The sequence below is a fragment of the Micromonospora saelicesensis genome, assembly GCF_900091575.1.
GTDB lineage: Bacteria > Actinomycetota > Actinomycetes > Mycobacteriales > Micromonosporaceae > Micromonospora > Micromonospora saelicesensis.
Genome location: NZ_FMCR01000001.1, coordinates 131,512 through 148,710 on the forward strand (window position 1 = coordinate 131,512; position 17,199 = coordinate 148,710).

Annotated in this window: 22 protein-coding genes; 10 read left to right on the plus strand and 12 right to left on the minus strand. The window is 72.2% G+C overall.

Features of this window, described 5'->3' with window-relative positions:
• Window positions 1–36: 36 nt before the first annotated feature.
• From GA0070561_RS00590 to GA0070561_RS00600, 3 genes are all read right to left on the minus strand, one after another.
• A complete protein-coding gene (locus GA0070561_RS00590) occupies window positions 37–1,212 on the minus strand; it encodes a cysteine desulfurase family protein (protein WP_091393269.1) in 1,176 nt (391 codons plus the stop codon).
• Window positions 1,213–1,316: 104 nt separating this feature from the next.
• Complete coding sequence (locus GA0070561_RS00595) at window positions 1,317–1,970, minus strand: class F sortase (RefSeq protein ID WP_091393272.1); 654 nt, start codon at window positions 1,968–1,970, stop codon at window positions 1,317–1,319.
• Window positions 1,967–2,797 carry a DUF4397 domain-containing protein gene (locus GA0070561_RS00600; protein ID WP_091393275.1) on the minus strand — a complete coding sequence of 277 codons (831 nt, stop codon included), beginning with the start codon at window positions 2,795–2,797 and terminating at the stop codon, window positions 1,967–1,969. The genes GA0070561_RS00595 and GA0070561_RS00600 overlap by 4 nt, the downstream gene beginning before the upstream one ends.
• 230 nt (window positions 2,798–3,027) lie before the next feature.
• Here GA0070561_RS00600 and GA0070561_RS00605 point away from each other — a divergent pair, with 230 nt between their 5' ends.
• Entirely contained in the window at window positions 3,028–3,630 is a 603-nt protein-coding gene (locus tag GA0070561_RS00605) for an RNA polymerase sigma factor (protein ID WP_091393278.1), read from the plus strand.
• Entirely contained in the window at window positions 3,584–4,417 is an 834-nt protein-coding gene (locus tag GA0070561_RS00610; protein ID WP_091393281.1) for an anti-sigma factor, read from the plus strand. The genes GA0070561_RS00605 and GA0070561_RS00610 overlap by 47 nt, the downstream gene beginning before the upstream one ends.
• 94 nt (window positions 4,418–4,511) lie before the next feature.
• On the opposite strand, the gene GA0070561_RS00615 is transcribed toward GA0070561_RS00610, so the two are convergent.
• The 4 genes from GA0070561_RS00615 to GA0070561_RS00630 all read right to left on the minus strand — a co-directional run bounded on the left by GA0070561_RS00615 (window position 4,512) and on the right by GA0070561_RS00630 (window position 7,660).
• The gene (locus tag GA0070561_RS00615; protein WP_091393283.1) at window positions 4,512–5,471 is read right to left on the minus strand and encodes an electron transfer flavoprotein subunit alpha/FixB family protein; all 960 of its coding nucleotides are present in this window, start codon (window positions 5,469–5,471) and stop codon (window positions 4,512–4,514) included.
• Between the two features lie 14 nt (window positions 5,472–5,485).
• Window positions 5,486–6,265: an electron transfer flavoprotein subunit beta/FixA family protein gene (locus tag GA0070561_RS00620; RefSeq protein WP_091393286.1), complete on the minus strand. Its 780-nt coding sequence runs from the start codon at window positions 6,263–6,265 to the stop codon at window positions 5,486–5,488.
• A gap of 187 nt (window positions 6,266–6,452) precedes the next feature.
• Complete coding sequence (locus tag GA0070561_RS00625; RefSeq protein WP_091393289.1) at window positions 6,453–6,866, minus strand: hypothetical protein; 414 nt, start codon at window positions 6,864–6,866, stop codon at window positions 6,453–6,455.
• Window positions 6,863–7,660, minus strand: a complete 798-nt coding sequence (locus GA0070561_RS00630) for a GNAT family N-acetyltransferase (RefSeq protein WP_091393293.1) — start codon at window positions 7,658–7,660, stop codon at window positions 6,863–6,865. Before GA0070561_RS00630 ends, GA0070561_RS00625 begins: the two co-directional genes overlap by 4 nt.
• A gap of 42 nt (window positions 7,661–7,702) precedes the next feature.
• On the opposite strand from GA0070561_RS00630, the gene GA0070561_RS00635 reads away from it, so the two are divergent.
• Genes GA0070561_RS00635 through GA0070561_RS00645 form a run of 3 tightly spaced genes read left to right on the plus strand, consistent with a single transcriptional unit; the run spans window position 7,703 to window position 8,841 of the window.
• A complete protein-coding gene (locus GA0070561_RS00635; RefSeq protein WP_091393297.1) occupies window positions 7,703–8,095 on the plus strand; it encodes a YidH family protein in 393 nt (130 codons plus the stop codon).
• On the plus strand, window positions 8,092–8,397 hold the full coding sequence (locus GA0070561_RS00640; RefSeq protein ID WP_091393301.1) for a DUF202 domain-containing protein: 306 nt from the start codon (window positions 8,092–8,094) through the stop codon (window positions 8,395–8,397). The genes GA0070561_RS00635 and GA0070561_RS00640 overlap by 4 nt, the downstream gene beginning before the upstream one ends.
• A 27-nt stretch (window positions 8,398–8,424) precedes the next feature.
• Window positions 8,425–8,841, plus strand: a complete 417-nt coding sequence (locus GA0070561_RS00645; RefSeq protein WP_091393305.1) for a PLD nuclease N-terminal domain-containing protein — start codon at window positions 8,425–8,427, stop codon at window positions 8,839–8,841.
• Between the two features lie 48 nt (window positions 8,842–8,889).
• On the opposite strand, the gene GA0070561_RS00650 is transcribed toward GA0070561_RS00645, so the two are convergent.
• A complete protein-coding gene (locus tag GA0070561_RS00650; protein ID WP_091393309.1) occupies window positions 8,890–10,512 on the minus strand; it encodes an acetolactate synthase in 1,623 nt (540 codons plus the stop codon).
• A gap of 121 nt (window positions 10,513–10,633) precedes the next feature.
• Window positions 10,634–11,407 (minus strand): enoyl-CoA hydratase/isomerase family protein, encoded by a 774-nt coding sequence (locus tag GA0070561_RS00655; protein ID WP_091393313.1) that lies wholly within the window; start codon window positions 11,405–11,407, stop codon window positions 10,634–10,636.
• A 98-nt stretch (window positions 11,408–11,505) separates the two neighbouring features.
• On the opposite strand from GA0070561_RS00655, the gene GA0070561_RS00660 reads away from it, so the two are divergent.
• The 4 genes from GA0070561_RS00660 to GA0070561_RS00675 all read left to right on the plus strand — a co-directional run bounded on the left by GA0070561_RS00660 (window position 11,506) and on the right by GA0070561_RS00675 (window position 13,691).
• A complete protein-coding gene (locus GA0070561_RS00660) occupies window positions 11,506–11,985 on the plus strand; it encodes a DUF6232 family protein (RefSeq protein ID WP_091393316.1) in 480 nt (159 codons plus the stop codon).
• Between the two features lie 61 nt (window positions 11,986–12,046).
• Window positions 12,047–12,529, plus strand: coding sequence for a DUF6232 family protein (locus tag GA0070561_RS00665; RefSeq protein WP_091393319.1), 483 nt, complete (start codon window positions 12,047–12,049; stop codon window positions 12,527–12,529).
• Entirely contained in the window at window positions 12,526–12,915 is a 390-nt protein-coding gene (locus GA0070561_RS00670) for a DoxX family protein (protein ID WP_091393323.1), read from the plus strand. The genes GA0070561_RS00665 and GA0070561_RS00670 overlap by 4 nt, the downstream gene beginning before the upstream one ends.
• Window positions 12,916–12,962: 47 nt before the next feature.
• Complete coding sequence (locus tag GA0070561_RS00675) at window positions 12,963–13,691, plus strand: hypothetical protein (protein WP_091393326.1); 729 nt, start codon at window positions 12,963–12,965, stop codon at window positions 13,689–13,691.
• Window positions 13,692–13,715: 24 nt separating this feature from the next.
• On the opposite strand, the gene GA0070561_RS00680 is transcribed toward GA0070561_RS00675, so the two are convergent.
• A complete protein-coding gene (locus tag GA0070561_RS00680; protein WP_091393330.1) occupies window positions 13,716–14,174 on the minus strand; it encodes a rhodanese-like domain-containing protein in 459 nt (152 codons plus the stop codon).
• Between the two features lie 70 nt (window positions 14,175–14,244).
• On the opposite strand from GA0070561_RS00680, the gene ftrA reads away from it, so the two are divergent.
• Window positions 14,245–15,273, plus strand: coding sequence for a transcriptional regulator FtrA (gene ftrA / locus GA0070561_RS00685; protein ID WP_091393333.1), 1,029 nt, complete (start codon window positions 14,245–14,247; stop codon window positions 15,271–15,273).
• A gap of 39 nt (window positions 15,274–15,312) precedes the next feature.
• Here the strand turns inward: ftrA and GA0070561_RS00690 are convergent, their stop codons facing one another.
• Window positions 15,313–16,209: a ribokinase gene (locus GA0070561_RS00690; protein WP_091393337.1), complete on the minus strand. Its 897-nt coding sequence runs from the start codon at window positions 16,207–16,209 to the stop codon at window positions 15,313–15,315.
• A gap of 23 nt (window positions 16,210–16,232) precedes the next feature.
• A complete protein-coding gene (locus GA0070561_RS00695; RefSeq protein WP_181539236.1) occupies window positions 16,233–17,150 on the minus strand; it encodes an ABC transporter ATP-binding protein in 918 nt (305 codons plus the stop codon).
• Window positions 17,151–17,199: the final 49 nt, after the last annotated feature.

A 17,199-nucleotide genomic window follows, 5' to 3' on the forward strand; every position in this document is an offset into this window, starting at 1 on the left:
AACCGAAAGTGCAAGATCGCGTGGGCTGGGCCCGGGTCAGCGGGGGGTGCGGAGGGCGGCGGCTCGGCGGGCTCGGTCGACCGCTGCCGGGAGGGCCGCGATGAGGGCGTCGATGTCGGCCTGGGTGCTGGTGTGGCCCACTGTGAAGCGCAGCGAGGAGCGGGCGCGGTCGTCGTCGGCGCCCATCGCCAGCAGCACGTGCGAGGGCTGGGCCACCCCGGCCGAGCAGGCGGAGCCGGTCGAGCAGGCGATCCCCTGCGCGTCGAGCAGGAGCAGCAGGGCGTCGCCCTCGCAGCCGGGGAATGAGAAGTGCGCGTTGCCGGGCAGCCGGTCGGTCGGGTCACCGTTGTAGATCACCTCGGGCACCGCCTGGCGGACCCGCTCGATCAGGTCGTCGCGGAGCGCGGCCACCCGGGCCGCGTACTCCTGCTGACCCTTCACGGCCGTCTCCACGGCGACCGCGAAGGCGACGATGCCGGCGGTGTCGAGGGTGCCGGAGCGGATGTCGCGTTCCTGGCCGCCGCCGTGCAGTAGCGGCGTGGCCGGCACGTCCCGGGCGAGCAGCAGCGCGCCCACCCCGGTCGGGCCGCCCAGCTTGTGCCCGGTGACGGTCAGTGCGGCGACCCCGCTGGCGCCGAAGTCGACGGGCACCTGACCGACCGCCTGGATGGCGTCGGTGTGGAAGGGCACACCGTGTTCGGCGGCGACGGCGGCCAGCTCGGCCACCGGCTGGACGGTGCCCACCTCGTTGTTCGCCCACATCGCGGTGACCACGGCCACCTGGTCGGCGTGCGCGTCCAGCTCGGCGCGCAGGGTCTGCGGGTCGAGCCGACCGACGGCGTCCACCGGCAGCCAGCCGACCTCGGCGCCCTCGTGCTGGGCCAGCCAGTCGACCGCGTCCAGCACCGCGTGGTGCTCGACGGCGCTGGAGACCACCCTGCGGCGGTCGGGCCGGGCTGCTCGCCGGGCCCAGAAGATGCCCTTGACCGCGAGGTTGTCGCTCTCCGTGCCACCACCGGTGAAGATCACCTCAGAGGGCCGGGCGCCCAGCACCGCGGCCACCCGTTCGCGTGACTCTTCGACCCGGCGACGGGCACGGCGGCCCGCCGCGTGCAGGGAGGACGCGTTGCCAACCTCGCGGGCGGTGGCGACGTACGCCTCCAGTGCCTCATCGAGCATGGGAGTCGTCGCCGCGTGATCCAGGTAAGCCATCGCCGTTCAGCGTACGGCCGACACCTTGGGGACCGGATGCCGGAGGGGACCGCACGCAAAGGCCGGGGTGGAACTCCACCCCGGCCCGATGCGCGCGGACCCGCTCAGGCGGGCACCGCGGTGACGACGATGTTGTCCCGGTACTTGCGCGCCTTGGCGTCGAACGGCCCACCACAGGTGATCAGGGTCAGCCGCGGCTTGCCGTCGCGGGCGAAGTACCGGTCCAGCGGGATCTTGGTCTTGGCGTACTCCTCCCGGGCGACGACCCGGTAGCGCCGCGCCTCGCCGTCGCTGCCGGTAGCGGTCAACGTGTCGCCCTGGTCCAGCTCACGCAGCCGGAAGAACGCCCCCTTGCCCTGTTTGGCGCTGTCCACGTGACCGGCGATGACCACCGAGCCGGCCTCCGTCTCCAGGCCGGGGCCGTAGCGGTACCAGCCGATCTGGTCGACGCTCGGCGGCACCTCGAACTCGTTGGTCCGCTCGTTGATGCCGACCGCGTTGACGGTGGCGGTGACGCCGATCTCCGGGATCAGCAGCCGCACCGGCGGAATGATCTTCGGACCGGCGGGCAGTTCACCCGCGGTCACCGGCACCGACGGGGCATTGGCAACCGACGGTGCGGGGCTGGCCAACGTGGTCGCCTCCTCGGCCCCCACCGTCCCGGCCGGCTGGTTGGCGCACGCCACCAGAGCGGCGGCGGTGAGCGCGGCAACGCCGGCGGCCAGGGCCGCCAGCGCGCCGCGATTGCGCACCGTCACTTGCGGCCGGTCCGCGCGGTCGCCATCCGCACCCCACCACCAAGCAGCAGGAGTACGCCGGCACCGGTGAGCACGTACCACCAGGTGTCCACGCCCGTGCCGGCCTGGCCGCCGTCACCGCTGGGCACGCCGCCCGGGGCGGAGTGCAGGCCGGTGATGGTCTGGGCCACCACGCCGAGGGTCTTGCCCTCGGCGGAGCCGATGGCGTAGACGATCGTGGCGGTGCCCTCCTTGAGGTTGAGGTCCGCCGGGCCGATGGCCACGGTGTCGGTGCCGGCCAGCACCACGTCCGCCTTCACCTCGCCCGCGTCGACGTCGCCCTTGGCCTCGTTCGGGTTGGTCAGGCCCTCGAAGACCGGGGTGCCACCGGCGCGGACGTCGACCGCCGGGGCGGCGGCGGTGTGCCGGACGATCAGCCGGGCCTTGCCGGCGTCGACCTTCGAGACGTCGTTCACGAACGGAGTGATCTTCGGCTGGCCGGCGGCGTCGAGGTGGGCCGCGATGCTGATGTTCGCACCGCCCGGCACCGCGGCGTTGTCGGCCTTGAGGATCGCGCTGCCGATCGGCTCGCCCGGCTTGGTGAGCGCGATGTCGTAGTCGCCCTCCTCCAGGTTCAGCGGGCCGGCGACGTCGCCGGGCTTGAAGTTGTCCAGCGTCTTCTTGCCGTTGACGTAGACGTCGACCGGGGTGTCCGGGATGCCGTGCACGACGGAGACCTTCGACGTGGCGGCGTACGCGGGGCCGGCGGCGAGGGCGCCGACACCGGCGAAGGCCAGCGCGGCGACCGCGCCGCCCGCGGCGACCCGACGGAAGTACGAGAACTGCATGTCTGCCTCCTGATATTTGGTGCTGATTCGTCAGGCCTGGCTTGCAGAACGGGTTACGCCGACTGTCGGACGGGTGGATGCGCCCCGGAGGCACTTTTCTTTTCCGGCCCAGACCGCATCCGGAACGGGGTCGGGAGACGAAGAGCTGGTGAGATGACATCGACCGGGGAAGTGGGGCGGGGACTGTGGCAGCTACAGTCGGGCATGCCCCATCGAAGGCGAGCCGCCCGATGACGGCGCTACGACAGGAACCGGACCCTCCGGTGGACGACCTCGACCGCAGGTTCCGCGCCGGTGACGACGTGGCGCTCCGCGAGGCGTACGACCGCTACGGTCGTGCCGTGCTCCACCTGGCCACGTCCATGCTGGCGAACCGCAGCGACGCCGAGGACGTCACCCAGGCGACGTTCGTCGCCGCCTGGCTGGGTCGCGACACGTTCGACCCGGCCAAGGGGTCGCTGATCGGCTGGTTGCTCGGCATCGGCCGGCGGAAGGTGATCGACCGGATGCGCGCCTCGGCCCGGGAGACCCGGGTGGTGGAGACGGTCCGGCAACTGCCCGAGCCGGCGCAGACCGAGCCGGATCCGGACCGCGTGGTGGACCGGTTGGTGATCGCCGACGAACTGGCTCGTCTCCCGGACGACCAGCGACGGATGCTGGAGCTGGCCTTCTACGACGACCTGACACACCAGCAGATAGCCACGGTGACAGGCGTGCCGTTGGGCACGGTGAAGAGTCACATCCGACGCGGTATGGCGAGCTTGAAGCGCAGATGGGAGGTGGACGGTGCAGCACCTGGACCACGACCGGCTGGTATTTCTGGCACTCGGTGAGAGCGAGGCGGACAACGGGGAGAGCACCCACCTCGGCACCTGCGCGCTCTGCCGGGCGGAGGTCGCGAGCCTTCGGCAGGTGGCGGGGCTCGGCACCGAGACGCAGGGCCTGGCCGACCTGCCCGACCCGCCGGAGCACGTCTGGCAGGGCATCGAAGCCCAGGTCAGGGCCGCGGAGGCCGGGCCGTTGCTGACCGAGACCCGTCGACACCGGGTGCCCGAGCAGCCCGACACCACGACGGCCGAGCAGACCGACGCCACGACGGCCGAGCAGACTTTCGGTGCGGCGGCCGAGTCGACGGTGACCCGACTGGACCCGACGCGGCGATCCCGTCGGAGTCGCGGCTGGTCCGGTTGGGTGGCCACCGCGGTGACCGCGGCCGCCGCCGCGGCGGTCGGCGTGGTGGGCACCGTCTCGGTGCTCCGACCGGACGATCCGACGCCCACCCCGCCGCCGGTGGTGGTGGCGAGCGCGCCGCTGGCGGCGTACGGGGCGACCCCGCCGACGGCCAAGGGTGACGCCCGGGTTTTGAAGGACGGCCAACTACATCTGCATGTGGCGAATCTCCCGAGCGTCGCGGGGTACTACGAGGTCTGGCTCATCAATCCGACGACGATGGAGATGTTCTCGGTCGGCACCCTGGGTGGCGGCTCGGACGCGCTGCTACCCCTGCCCCCGAATGTCGACCTCAAGAGCTACTCGGTGGTCGACGTCTCCGCCGAGCAGTACGACAACAACACCCGCCACTCGGGCGACAGTCTGCTGAGGGGCTCCCTGACGGGCTGATCGGCGGGCCGGCTCAGCTCCCCGGCTCGCCGATCAGCTCCCCATACGGCAGTGGCCGCCCGTTCGCACGGGCGGCCACTGACGTATCGCTGGCTTACTTGCGCTTGCGGATCTCCTCGGCGGCCTGCGGGACGATCTTGAACAGGTCGCCCACCACCCCGAAGTCGGCCAGCTCGAAGATCGGCGCCTCGCCGTCCTTGTTGACCGCGACGATGGTCTTCGAGGTCTGCATGCCGGCCCGGTGCTGGATGGCACCGGAGATGCCGAGGGCGACGTAGAGCTGCGGGGAGACCGTCTTACCGGTCTGGCCCACCTGGAACTGGTGTGGGTAGAAGCCGGAGTCGACGGCCGCGCGGGACGCGCCGACGGCGCCGCCGAGCAGGTCGGCCAGCTCCTCGACCAGCTTGAAGTTGTCGGCGTTGCCGACGCCGCGACCGCCGGAGACGACCACGCCGGCCTCGGTCAGCTCGGGGCGGGAGCCCTTCTGCTCGGCGACCCGCTCGACGACAGTGGCCAGCTTGTCGGTGTCGGTGACCGACACGCTGAGCTGCTCGATCGCCGGGGTGGCCGCCGCCGGGGCGGGGGTGACCGAGTTGGGCCGGACGGTGACCAACGGCAGGCCCTTGGTGACCTTGGACTTGACGATGGTGGAGCCGGCGAAGGCGACCTGGGTCGCGGTGCCGTCGGCGTCCAGGCCGACCACGTCGGTCAGGATGCCGTTGTCGAGCTTGACGGCGAGCCGGGCGGCGATCTCCTTGCCCTCCTGGGCCGACGCCAGCAGCACGGCGGCCGGCTGCACCCGCTTGACCAACTCGGCCAGCACTGTCGCCTTGGGGGCCACCAGGTAGCCGTCGATCTCGTCACCCTCGGCGGCGTAGATCTTCTCCGCGCCGTACTCGCCCAGCTTGCCGCTCAGCGCCTCGGCTGCGCCGGCGCCGCCCAGCACCACCGCGCTCGGGGTGCCCAGCTCACGCGCGAGGGTGAGCATTTCCAGGGTGACCTTCTTGACGCCGAATTCCTTGGTGGCTTCGACGACGACGAGAACCTCGGACATGTCAGACCCCCCTCTCACACGAACTTCTCGGTGGCGAGGAACTCGACCAGCTTGACGCCGCCCTCGCCCTCATCAGTGATCTTGGCGCCGCCGGAGCGCGGGGGGCGCTTGGTGTGCTCGACGACGGCACTGGTGGCGCCGTCGAAGCCCACCTCGTCGGCCGCGACCCCGAGGTCGGCCAGCGAGAGCGTCTGCACCGGCTTCTTCTTGGCGGCCATGATGCCCTTGAAGGAGGGGTAGCGCGGCTCGTTGATGGTGTCCCAGACGGAGACCACGGCCGGGGTGGCAGCGGTGACCACCTCGTAGCCCTCCTCGGTCTGCCGCTCGACGGTCAGCGTCGCGCCGTCGACGGTGAGCTTGCGGGCACCGGTGAGCGCCGCGACGCCCAGTCGCTCGGCGATCATGTGCGGCATGACCTGGACCCGACCGTCGGTGGACTCGGCACCGCAGATGACCAGGTCAGCATTGAGCTGACCGAGAGTGGCGGCGAGCACCTTCGAGGTGGCGACGGCGCACGAGCCGTGCAGGGCGTCGTCCAACACGTGCACGGCCTTGTCCGGGCCCATGGAGAGCGCCTTGCGGATCGACTCGGTCGCCCGGTCCGGACCCATGGTCAGGATGGTGACCTCGCCACCGTGCGCCTCCTTGATCTTCAGCGCCTCCTCGATGGCGTACTCGTCCATCTCGTTGATCACGTTGTTCGCCGAACCGCGGTCGACGGTGTTGTCGTCATTGCGCAGGTTGCGGTCCGCGCCCGAATCAGGCACCTGCTTGACGAGTACGACGATGTTCATCGCGCTTCGACGACCCTCCTGTGTGGTGTTGCGATTCGCTCGCCCGGTCTGGGGCGCAGCGTCGCGCGTCGGTCGACGCCAGGTCAACCGCGGGCGGTTGTGCAGTTGCCCACGGCGCAATGTTACCTGCCAGTAGGTTGCGCTCCCGCAGCACTCAGAGTGACACAGCTCACCGACGGGCAGCCGGTCAGGCCGGCTCGGTCAACGCGGCCCGGATCTGGTCGATGGCCGCCGCCTCGGCGGGCGCCACCCCGTCGTGCGCGCGGGCCACCTGGTCGGCCGCGGCCAACACCAGTTCGCGGTACGCGTCCACGTCCCGTGGGGACTTCTCGCGCAGGATCCGCACCGCCTGTCCCAGCGCCGGCAGCACCACCGACTCGATCTCCAGCTGCGAGTCCCGGGGAAGTCGCGGCAGCGGGCCGGTGGTCAACGCCTCCTTGACCGTGCCACTGGCGTCGGCCAGCGCGCCGGACGCGGCGATGCTCTCCCGGATCACTCCCAGGACACCGGGGTCGGCGTTGGAGACCAGGAAGACGGCGCCGAAGGCACCGGTCTTGAGGGTCAACCGCTCCTCGTCCGTCAACCGCTGCTCCATGATCACGGAGTGTAGACGTACGGGGTGGTGGTGGTGATCGGGACGAGGCCGAGTCGCTCCAGGATCGGCCGGCTGTCCTCGGAACAGTCGACCTGCATGAGCGTCCGACCTCGCTGCTCGGCCAGTCGCGCCCGGTAGTTGACCAACGCCCGGTAGATGCCCCTGCGCCGCCACTGCGGCAGGGTCGAGCCGCCCCACATGGTGGCGAAGCCGGTGTTCGCCGGGAACCGCACCCAGCCGGCACTCACCACCGTCTCGTCCGCCTCGGCCACCACGACGGTGATCGAGTTGGGGTCGGCGTCGATCTCCTTGGCCAGGCCCCACACCAGGTGCGAGCGGTCCTCCTGCCAGACCTCCTCCTCCATGGCGGCGATCCGCTCCAGGTCCTCCCGGGAGGTCACCTCACGCAGGCGTACCCCCTCGGGGGCGACGGGCAGCGCGGCGGCGAGCGGCGCGACCGGGCCGACCACGACGGTCTCCCGGTCCTCCGGCACGAAGCCGGCCGCGCGCAGCCGGTCCGCCAGGTCCGCCGGTTCGTCGTGCTCGTTGAGCTTCCACTCCGCCGACTCGCTCCGCTCACGGCACAAGCGCACCTGCCGGGCGATCAGCTCGTCCAGTGCGTCGCCGGTCAACCCGCCCAGGTCGCGGTAGGTGATGAAACCACCGGCATCGAGCCCGGAGATCCGGACCAACGGCCCGTCCCGCTCCACCGTGACCCCGGCCGGAACCGGGTCGGGAATCTCCGGGCGGAGCTGGTTGTCGTAGGCGGTCCGCAGCGTCTGTACGTCGAGATCAGTCACCGGCCCAGGCTAAGCCGGATGGGAAGCGGATAATCTCCCACTGTGTGGGAGGCGATCAGGCGGTGGTTCGACCCGGCGGAGCTGGGCTCGGTCGGTGAAACACCGGACTACCGCTTCTCCCTGGCCAACGAACGGACCTTCCTCGCCTGGCTGCGCACCGGGTTGGCGCTGGTCGGAGGCGGGTTGGCCGCCGCGCAGTTCCTGCCACCCCTGCCGATGAGCCACCTGCGCGAGGTGATCGCGGTGGCGTTGCTGCTGCTCGGCGCGGCGGTCGCGGTCCGCGCTGTGGACCACTGGGCGCGTACCGAGCGGGCCATCCGGCTCGGTCAGGAACTGCCCGCGTCCCGGTTCCCCGCCATCCTGGCGCTCGCCGTCGGCGTCGGCGCGTTGCTGCTGGTGGTCGCCGTCCTGATGCGGGCGGTCGGCGGGCGGTGAGCACCGGACGCGACCCGGGGCTGCAACCGGAGCGGACCCGGCTGGCCTGGCGGCGCACCCTGCTCACGGTGACCGTGGTGACAGTGCTCGCCGTCCGGCTGGCGGCGACGGGCGACCCGACCGATGCGCTGATCGCCGGCGGCACCGTTCTGGTGTGGGGCGCCCTGCTGGTGCTCTGCTGGCCCCGGGGCACGGGCACCGGTCCGGCCCGCACCGGCGGCCGGACACTGCCCCTGGTCACGGCCGGCACGGTGGTGCTGGCGTTACTGGGAGTGCTGCTGGTCCTGCGCGGACTAGGGTGACGCGATCCGGTGCGTCATCATGGGTGCATGGCCCGGCTTGGCGTACTCCTCTTCCTGGTGCAGATTGTCCTCGCCGTCTGCGCGCTGATCAGTTGCCTCTCCGCCGAGGAGGGCAAGATCCGCGCCCTTCCCCGGATCGCCTGGGTGCTGATCATCTTGTTCTTCCCGCTGGTCGGCTCGATCGCCTGGTTCATCGTCGGCCGGGAGCCCACCGCCGGCGTTCGCAAGGGCTGGCCGGGCGTCACCGGCGGCGGCGAGCGGCAGCGCCCTCGGCCGATGGCCCCCGACGACGACCCGGAGTTCCTGCGCTCCGTCGAGGAACGCGCCCAGCAGCAGGACCAGGAGCTGTTCCAACGCTGGGAGGAAGACCTGCGGCGACGCGAGGACGATCTGCGCCGCCGCGACGGTGAGCCGCCGCGCGAAGGTGACCGACCGGAGGTGTGAACGCGCCGCCGCCGCCGGCGCAGGAGCGACGGCGGCGGCGGGTGCGCCTCAGGCCAGGTTCGACGACCGGGGGTACGCGTCGGTCGGATCGGTGAGCACGTTCACCAGGTACGGCACTCCGGAGTCGAACGCCCGCTGGAGCGCCGGGCCCAGGTCGGCCGCCTTGGCGACCGTCTCCCCCGCCCCGCCGAGCGCGCTCACCACGGTGTCGTACCGCAGCTCCGGCTGGAGGTCGGCGGCCACGTCGTAGCCGTACATGGCCCGCATCGGGTGCTTCTCCAGCCCCCAGATGCCGTTGTTGCCGACGACGATCACCACCGGCAGCTTCTGGCGGACCAGCGACTCGACGTCCATCAGCGAGAAGCCGGCAGCGCCGTCGCCCATCAGCACGCAGATCTGCCGGTCCGGGTGACTGACCCGGGCGCCCATCGCGTAGCCCATGCCGGTGCCCAGGCAGCCGTACGGGCCCGGGTCCAGCCACGTGCCGGGCTGGGCGGGCTCCAGGTACCGCCCGGCGTACGACACGAAGTCGCCGCCGTCGCCGATGGTGATCGCGTCCGGGGCGAGCGCCCGACGCAGCTCGCCGTAGATCCGGGCCGGACGGATCGGGTCGGTCTCGGCGGCCATCTCCGCGGCGTCCCGGGCCTTCGCCGCGTCCTCGGCGACGCGCAGGTCGGCGATCCAGTCGGAGTGGTCGGCCCGGTCGCCGGAGTGGTCGGCCAGCGCGGACAGGATCAGGCGCAGGTCACCGGCGGGGGCGACGGCCGGCTGCACGTGCGTCGCCCGCTGGCTGGGGGCGTCGACGATGTGCACCACCTTGGCGTCGCCGAAGTCACCGAAGCTGAGCCGGAAGTCCAGCGGGGTGCCCACCACCACGACCACGTCGGCACCGGAGAGCGCGGCCCGGCGGGCCTTGGCGAACGCCAGCGGGTGCTCCGGCGGGAGCGAGCCGCGGCCCATGCCGTTGGTGAAGACCGGCACCTGCAACGCCTCGGCCGCCTCGCGCAGCGCGGCGACCGCGTCGCCCGCGTACACGTCGGAGCCGGCGATGATGACCGGCCGCTGTGCCCCGGCGATGAGCATCGCCGCGCGGCCGACCTCCTCCGGGTCCGGCGCGATCGGGTCGACACCCGTCACGGTCGGCAGCTCGGCCTCCGCGACCGAGAAGACCGTCTCCAGCGGAAAGTCGAGGAAGGCCGGGCCGCGGTGCGGGGTGAGCGCGGCGTTCAGCGCCGCACCCACCGCACGCGGGATGTCGTCGGTGCTGAACACCGTCTCGGCGTGCTTGGTGACCGGACTGACCAGCGGCAGGTGGTCCATCTCCTGGAGGCTGCCCGAGCCCCAGCGGAACGCGGGCGCGCGCCCGCCGAGCACCAGCACCGGCGAGGCGTTGAAGAACGCGCTGGTCATGCCGGAGATGCCGTTGGTCACACCGGGCCCGGCGGTGAGCACGGCGAGGCCTGGGCGGCGCTGGAGCTTGGCCACCGCCTCGGCGGCGAAGACCGCGGACTGCTCGTGCCGGACGTCGTAGATCGGGAAGTCGGTCTTGTACGCGGCGTCGTAGAGCGGGAAGACATGCCCACCGGACAGCGTGAACATCTCCCGTACGCCGTGCGCGCGTAGTGCCGCGAGCGCCAACTCGCCGCCGTGACCCTCGATCCGCTCCGTCATGTCGCTCCCATCGTCCGTGGCCGGGATCACAGGTTACCGGCCAGTCACTTGGCCCTGCGACCGTGGCCCCGGCCAGTGGACGTTGCTGAGGTCAGGGCCCGTCGGGCCGGGAAGCGACGGATCAGCGGCCGGTGAAACCCGGCTTGCGCTTCTCGACGAAGGCCGCCATGCCCTCGCGCCGGTCGTCGGTGGCGAAGAGCGCCGCGAAGAGCTGACTCTCCCAGGCCAGGCCCGAGTTCAGGTCCATGTCCAGGCCGCCGTCGACCGCCAGCTTCGCCGCGCGCAGCGCCTGCACCGGCCCGGTCAGGTACGGAGTGATCAGCGCGACGGCCGTGGCGTACACCTCGGCGGCCGGGGCGACCCGGTCGGCCAGGCCGATGCGCAGCGCCTCCTGTGCGTCCACCATCCGCCCCGACATGATCAGGTCCTTGGCGCGGGCCGGGCCGACCAGGCGGGCCAGCCGCTGGGTACCGCCCGCCCCCGGGATGATGCCCAGCTTGATCTCCGGCTGGCCGAGCTTCGCGTCCTCGGCGACCACCCGCCAGTCACAGGCCAACGCCAGCTCACAGCCGCCACCGAGGGCGTAACCGGTGATCGCGGCGACCACCGGCTTGGGGATCCGGGCGATCGCGCCGAGCGCGCTGGACAGGTTCGCCGCACGGTCGGCCATGTCCACGTAGGACATCTCGGCCATCTGCTTGATGTCGGCGCCGGCGGCGAAGACCTTCTCCCCGCCGTACACGATGACGGCGCGGACCTCGGGATCGGCGGTGGCCGCCGTGGCGGCGGCGCGCAACTCCTCCTGCACCTGGGTGTTGAGCGCGTTCATCGGCGGCCGCTCCAGCCGGATCGTGCCGATGCCGTCAGTGGTCTCCAGCCGAACGAACTCGCCCACGCTGCCCTCACTTCCTCGTCGAAGTCGCGTGCCAACCTTACGACCCGGCTCGTTTGGGTAAGTAGTGTGGTGTCAGCCCCGTGGGCGGGAGTCCAGCCATGATCACGTATTACGACGACAGGTCGGTGCAGGTCACCTCCACCACCGTCCGTGTCGACGGTCGCAGCTACAAGCTGGCCGACATCACCATGATCTGGCACCGCCGGGGCACCCGTTCCTGGCGTGTGCTGGTGGGACGGGGTGCGATCGGCGCCGCGCTCGCCGGCCCGCTGGTCGCGGCGGTGCTCGGCATCGGCGTGGCCGTCTGGCTGCACCGCTCACCCACCGTGACGATCGCGATCGTCGGCGCGTCGGTGCTGGTCGGGTTGGCCGTCGGGCCGGTCGCCGACTTCCTCTTCGAACACCTGGACCGCTCGTACGCCCGGGGCAGCCGCCAACTGGAGATCTGGGCCCGTTGGCGGGGTCAGCCGGTGCGTCTGCTGCGCACCGGTGACGCGCTGCGCTTCGGGCAGATCTACCGGGCGGTGCAGCGCGCGGTGGAGCACAGCCAACCGGCCCACCCCGTCACGCGCCGCTAGCCAGCCTGGGTGCCAAGCTCCGAGCGAGGCGAGGGTTGCCTCGCGGTGGTTAGGCTTAGTGATGACCCTCTATTACCGGGACGACGCGGTGCAGGTGACCTCCGAGTCGATCCGGGCGGGCGGTCACGTGATCGCCCTGTCCGACGTGACGTTCGTCTGGCACGACCGGGGGCAGAAAACCCTCGCAGTCCGGGGCCGTGTGCTGGGGCGCGGTGTCCTGGTCCTGCTGCTCTCGCTGCCGCCGCTGGTCGCCGTGGTCTGCGTGCTGTCGCTGGCCTGGTCGGCTCAGGACCGGGGCAACTGGCAGCTCGCGCTGATCATCCTCGCTGCCTGCGCGGTGGGGGCGCTGGCGTTGATGCCGTTCCTGGAAATCCCGTTGGGTTGGCTGGACCGCTCCTACGAGCGCGGCAACCATGTGCACGAGTTGTGGGTGCAGCACCACGGTCGGGAGGACCTGCTGGTGCGCACCCCGGACGCGCTACGGTTCGGGCAGATCTACCGGGCCGTGCAGCGCGCCGTCGAACAGCAGGGGGACCATCGATGACCACCCGCCGCGGCGAGGCCGTCGCGCTGGCCGGCCTGCTCGCGGCGGCCGGCGTCACCCACCTGCTGCGACCCGGCGTGTACGACCCGATCGTGCCAGGCGTGCTGCCCGGGCCGGCCCGCTTCTGGACGTACGCCAGCGGGGTGGCCGAGCTGGCGGTGGCGGCGGCCGTGGCGCATCCGACCACCCGGCGGGCCGGCGGTCGGGCCGCAGCCGCGCTCTTCGTCGCCGTCCTGCCGGCGAACGTGAAGATGGCCGTGGACTGGCGGCGCCGACGCCCGACGAAGCGGGCCATCGCGTACGGCCGGGTGCCGTTGCAGGTGCCGCTGATCTGGTGGGCGCTGCGGGTGGCCCGCGCCGACACCGTCGGTCGACGGCCCCGCTGACCGGCTCCGTCGGGCGGTTGTGGCACGGCCGACGCACACTTGATCCCATGGCGATTCCCCTCCCCACCCCGGCCGCCGTGGTCGGCCTGACCCGCTCCGCTCTCGACCAGGCGCTCGGCTCGGCCGCCTCGATGGCCGCCGTGCCCGCCCGCGCGTTCGCGGTGCTGGACGGGGTGGAGGCGCTGCTGGCCCGGATCAACGGCGTGGTCGACCGGATCGAGACGACCCTGGACCGGACCGACCAGGTGCTCACCGACGCCGAGGCCGCGGTCCGCGAGGTGGCCGTCATCAGCGCCGCCGCGACCACCGCCATCGACACGGCCACCGAGGTGGCCACCGCCGCCGCCGTGGTGGTCGCCGAGGCCGACCGGGTCTCCCGGGCGGCGGGCATTGTGGTCGCCGAGGCCGACCGTGTGGCGAACCGCGCCGCCACCACAGTGGGTACCGCGACGGAGGCCGCCGCCACGGCGGCCGAGCTGCTGGCGGCGTACGAGCCGGCGCTGCGCCGTGCTGCGCCGATGGCCGGCCGGTTCGTCGAGGAGCTGAGTCATGAGGAGATCAGCGCGGCGATCCACCTGATCGACGAGCTGCCGAAGCTCAAGGAACACCTGACGGCGGACATCCTGCCGATTCTGGCCACACTGGACCGGGTCGGGCCGGACCTGCACGACCTGCTCGACGTGACCCGCGACCTCAAGCTCGCCGTGGCCGGCATCCCCGGGCTGGGCATGCTGCGCCGACGCGGCGAGAAGCTCACCGACGAGCCCGTCGGCTGAGCCCTCGCCCGGCTGCGTCCCGGCTCAGCAGTCGCAGGTGATCGTCGTGCTGGGTGCGGTGAGGTCGTCGACCGGTCGCCGGGTCAGCCCGGCCTCCGTCACCACCGGCAGCCCCTCCCGCACCCAGTACTCGAACCCGCCGAGCATCTCCTTCACCGGATGACCGAGACGGGCGAACTCCAGCGCCGCCCGGGTCGCGCCGTTGCAGCCCGGACCCCAGCAGTAGGTCACCACCGCCGAGCCCGGCGGGATCAGGTCCGCCGCCCGGGTTGCGATCTCGGCGGTGGGCAGGTGCAGCGCGCCGGGGAGGTGCCCCTGCGCCCAGGCAGCCGCGCCCCGGGAGTCGACGACCACCAGACCCGGGGTACGGGCCGACAGGTCGGCATGCACGTCACTGACGTCGGTCTCGACGCTGAGCCGATTGCGGAAGTAGGCGGCGGCGGTGGCCGGATCGGCCGGCGGAACGGCGAAGGTGAAGGTCATGCACCGATCCTCGGCACGATGCCACCTCAGGACGAGTGGCGCGAACGACGTCCTGCGCTAACATCCCGCCATGCCGATCCCGGCCACGACAACCGGCCCGCTCCTGCTGCCAGCGCCCCGACGACCGGCAGCCGCGCACCGGGTCGCCGTGCTCGCGTACCCGGGGATGTCGGTGTTCGAGACCGGCATCGTCACCGAGGTGTTCGGGCTGGCCCGGCCGGAGTTCGACGTCGACTGGTACGACCTGGTTCTCTGCGCCGAGCAACCGGGGCCGGTACCGGTGGTCGGCGGGGCCAACCTGCACACCCCGTACGGTCTGGCCGAGCTGGCCACGGCGCGGACGGTGATCGTGCCCGGCGTGCCGGACGTGACCGCTGACCCGTCGCCCGAGCTGATCACCGCACTGCGCCAGGCACACCGGCGCGGTGCCCGGATCATGTCGATCTGCTCGGGCGCGTTCGCGCTGGCCGGGGCGGGGTTGCTGGACGGTCGGCGGGCCACTACCCACTGGCGGTACGCGGAACTGCTGGCGCGGCGGTACCCGCGGGTCGAGGTGGACGCGGACGTGCTCTACCTCGATGACGGTGACCTGCTCACCAGTGCTGGCAGCGCGGCCGGGCTGGACCTCTGCGTGCACGTGATCCGGCGCGACCATGGCGCGGCGATCGCCAACGCGGTCGCTCGACGGCTGGTGATCCCGCCGCACCGCGACGGCGGGCAGGCCCAGTTCGTTGAGGCGCCGGTACCCGCCGACCCGGACGACGACCGGATCGCGGGCAGCATCGACTGGGCGCTCGCCCATCTCGCCGAGCCGCTGAGCGTGGCCCAGCTCGCCGGGCGGGCGCACATGTCGTCCCGCACCTACCTGCGGCACTTCGCCCGGGCCACCGGGACCAGCCCGATCCGTTGGCTGATCGACCAGCGGATCCGCGCCAGCCTGGCCCTGCTGGAGGAGACCGACGCCTCGGTCGAGCAGGTCGCGCGCGCGGTGGGCTTCGACACGCCGGTGACCTATCGGCACCACTTCGGCCGGGTCATGCTGACCTCACCCTCGGCGTACCGCCGGGCCTTCCGCACCGGTGCGGGCCAGCGGGCGTAACCCGCCGACGCGCTCAGGCCGGTACAGCGCGGAACGCGCTCAGGCCGGTACGTACAGCTCGTCGATCTCGGCGCGTTGCGGTAGCGCCACCGAGGCGCCGAGCTTACGGACGCAGGCAGCACCGGCCGCCGACGCCCAGCGCACCGCGTCGACCAGGTCGCGCCCCTCGCCCCACCCGACGGCCAGCGCGGCGGTGAACGCGTCACCGGCGGCGGTGGAGTCGACCACGTCGACCCGTACCGCCGGCACGTGCACCTCGGTGCCGTCCCGGTCGACGTACCAGGCGCCCTCACCGCCGAGGGTGAGCACGGCCCGGGGGGCCAGGTCGAGCAGCGCGCGCGGCTCCTCCCGACCCCGGCCGGCGAGCGCCTGCGCCTCGCCCTCGTTGACGACCAGCAGGTCCACGGCGGCGAGCAGCTCGGGTGGGAGGTCCCGCGCGGGGGCGGCGTTCAGGATGACCCGCGTGCCGGCCTCGCGGGCGGCCACCGCGGCGGCCGTCACGGTCTGCACCGGGATCTCCAGTTGGGCGACGAGGACGTCCGCCGCGCGCACCGTGGCCAGCTCCTCCTCGGTGAGGCCGACCAGGGCGTCGTTCGCGCCGGGGGTGACCACGATGGCGTTCTCCCCCTGGGCGTTGACCATCACCAGCGCCACTCCGGAGGCGCCGTAGACCACGCGAAGCTGACTGGTGTCCACGCCGGCCGCGGTGATGCGGGCCTTGAGGGTGACGCCGAAGGCGTCCGAGCCGATCGCGCCGAGAAAGGCGCAGGAGGCGCCGGCCCGGACTGCGGCCACGGCCTGGTTGGCGCCCTTGCCGCCGGGCACCATCACGAAGTCGGTGCCGAGCATGGTCTCGCCCTGTCGAGGCAGCGCGGGTGCCATCGCGACCAGGTCCATGTTGGCGCTGCCCACCACGGCAACCCGGGTCTGCGGCACGGTCGTCTCCGCCTGTCCGGCGCTCAGGCGGCGCGAGCCGTGAAGCGGTCGCCCGACCGCTCGACAACAAGTGGCAGCCCGAAGGTCTTGGAGAGGTTGTCACCTGTCAGCGTCTCGGCGAGCAGGCCCTGGGCGACCACCCCACCCTCGCGCAGCAGCATCGCGTGGGTGAACCCGGGCGGGATCTCCTCGACGTGGTGGGTGACCAGCACCATCGCCGGGGCGTCGGGGTCGTACGCCAGCTCGGCCAGTCGGGCGACCAGGTCTTCCCGACCACCCAGGTCGAGCCCGGCGGCGGGCTCGTCGAGCAGCAGCAGCTCCGGGTCGGTCATCAGGGCACGGGCGATCTGCACCCGCTTGCGCTCACCCTCGGAGAGGGTGCCGTAGCGGCGTTCGGCGAGGCCACCGACGCCGAGTTGACTCAGCAGTGCCCGGGCCCGCGCCTCGTCGCCGCGGTCGTAGTTCTCCCGCCAACGGCCGACCACCGACCAGGCGGCGGTCACCACCACGTCGCTGACCCGTTCGTCGGCGGGCAGCCGCTCGGCGATCGCCGCGGTGGTGAGCCCGATCCGGGTACGCAGCTCGTTGACGTCGGTGCGGCCGATCCGCTCGCCGAGCACGTGCGCGACACCAGTGGTGGGGTGCAGTCGACCGGCGGCGAGGTTGAGCAGTGTGGTTTTGCCGGCACCGTTGGAGCCGAGCACGACCCACCGCTCGTCCAGTTCGACGCGCCAGGTCAGGTCCTGGAGGAGGGCGGTGCCAGAGCGGCGTACGCCGACGCCGTCGAGGCTGACCACCAGATCCGGGTCCACGAAAGCGGCGGCAGGCGCGGCGCCGGCAGCGCCAGGGATCAGGTCACCAGTCACCACACCATCCAACCACGCAGCGCGGGGTGCCCCCCACGGGCGGCACCCCGGCCATAGGGTGAAGCGCCGTGTCATTGATCACCAAGCCCGAAGGACGGCCCATGCCCCGCCGACGTACGGAGCC

Excerpts from the sequence above, each read along its gene's own strand:
- GA0070561_RS00600 (WP_091393275.1), bottom strand. The coding sequence starts at position 2,797 with ATGCAGTTCTCGTACTTCCGTCGGGTCGCCGCGGGCGGCGCGGTCGCC.
- GA0070561_RS00605 (WP_091393278.1), top strand. The coding sequence starts at position 3,028 with ATGACGGCGCTACGACAGGAACCGGACCCTCCGGTGGACGACCTCGAC.
- GA0070561_RS00620 (WP_091393286.1), bottom strand. The coding sequence starts at position 6,265 with ATGAACATCGTCGTACTCGTCAAGCAGGTGCCTGATTCGGGCGCGGAC.
- GA0070561_RS00675 (WP_091393326.1), top strand. The coding sequence starts at position 12,963 with ATGGCGATTCCCCTCCCCACCCCGGCCGCCGTGGTCGGCCTGACCCGC.
- GA0070561_RS00660 (WP_091393316.1), top strand. The coding sequence starts at position 11,506 with ATGATCACGTATTACGACGACAGGTCGGTGCAGGTCACCTCCACCACC.
- GA0070561_RS00615 (WP_091393283.1), bottom strand. The coding sequence starts at position 5,471 with ATGTCCGAGGTTCTCGTCGTCGTCGAAGCCACCAAGGAATTCGGCGTC.
- GA0070561_RS00665 (WP_091393319.1), top strand. The coding sequence starts at position 12,047 with ATGACCCTCTATTACCGGGACGACGCGGTGCAGGTGACCTCCGAGTCG.
- GA0070561_RS00590 (WP_091393269.1), bottom strand. The coding sequence starts at position 1,212 with ATGGCTTACCTGGATCACGCGGCGACGACTCCCATGCTCGATGAGGCA.
- GA0070561_RS00670 (WP_091393323.1), top strand. The coding sequence starts at position 12,526 with ATGACCACCCGCCGCGGCGAGGCCGTCGCGCTGGCCGGCCTGCTCGCG.
- GA0070561_RS00695 (WP_181539236.1), bottom strand. The coding sequence starts at position 17,150 with ATGACACGGCGCTTCACCCTATGGCCGGGGTGCCGCCCGTGGGGGGCA.
- GA0070561_RS00645 (WP_091393305.1), top strand. The coding sequence starts at position 8,425 with ATGGCCCGGCTTGGCGTACTCCTCTTCCTGGTGCAGATTGTCCTCGCC.
- GA0070561_RS00650 (WP_091393309.1), bottom strand. The coding sequence starts at position 10,512 with ATGACGGAGCGGATCGAGGGTCACGGCGGCGAGTTGGCGCTCGCGGCA.
- GA0070561_RS00680 (WP_091393330.1), bottom strand. The coding sequence starts at position 14,174 with ATGACCTTCACCTTCGCCGTTCCGCCGGCCGATCCGGCCACCGCCGCC.
- ftrA (WP_091393333.1), top strand. The coding sequence starts at position 14,245 with ATGCCGATCCCGGCCACGACAACCGGCCCGCTCCTGCTGCCAGCGCCC.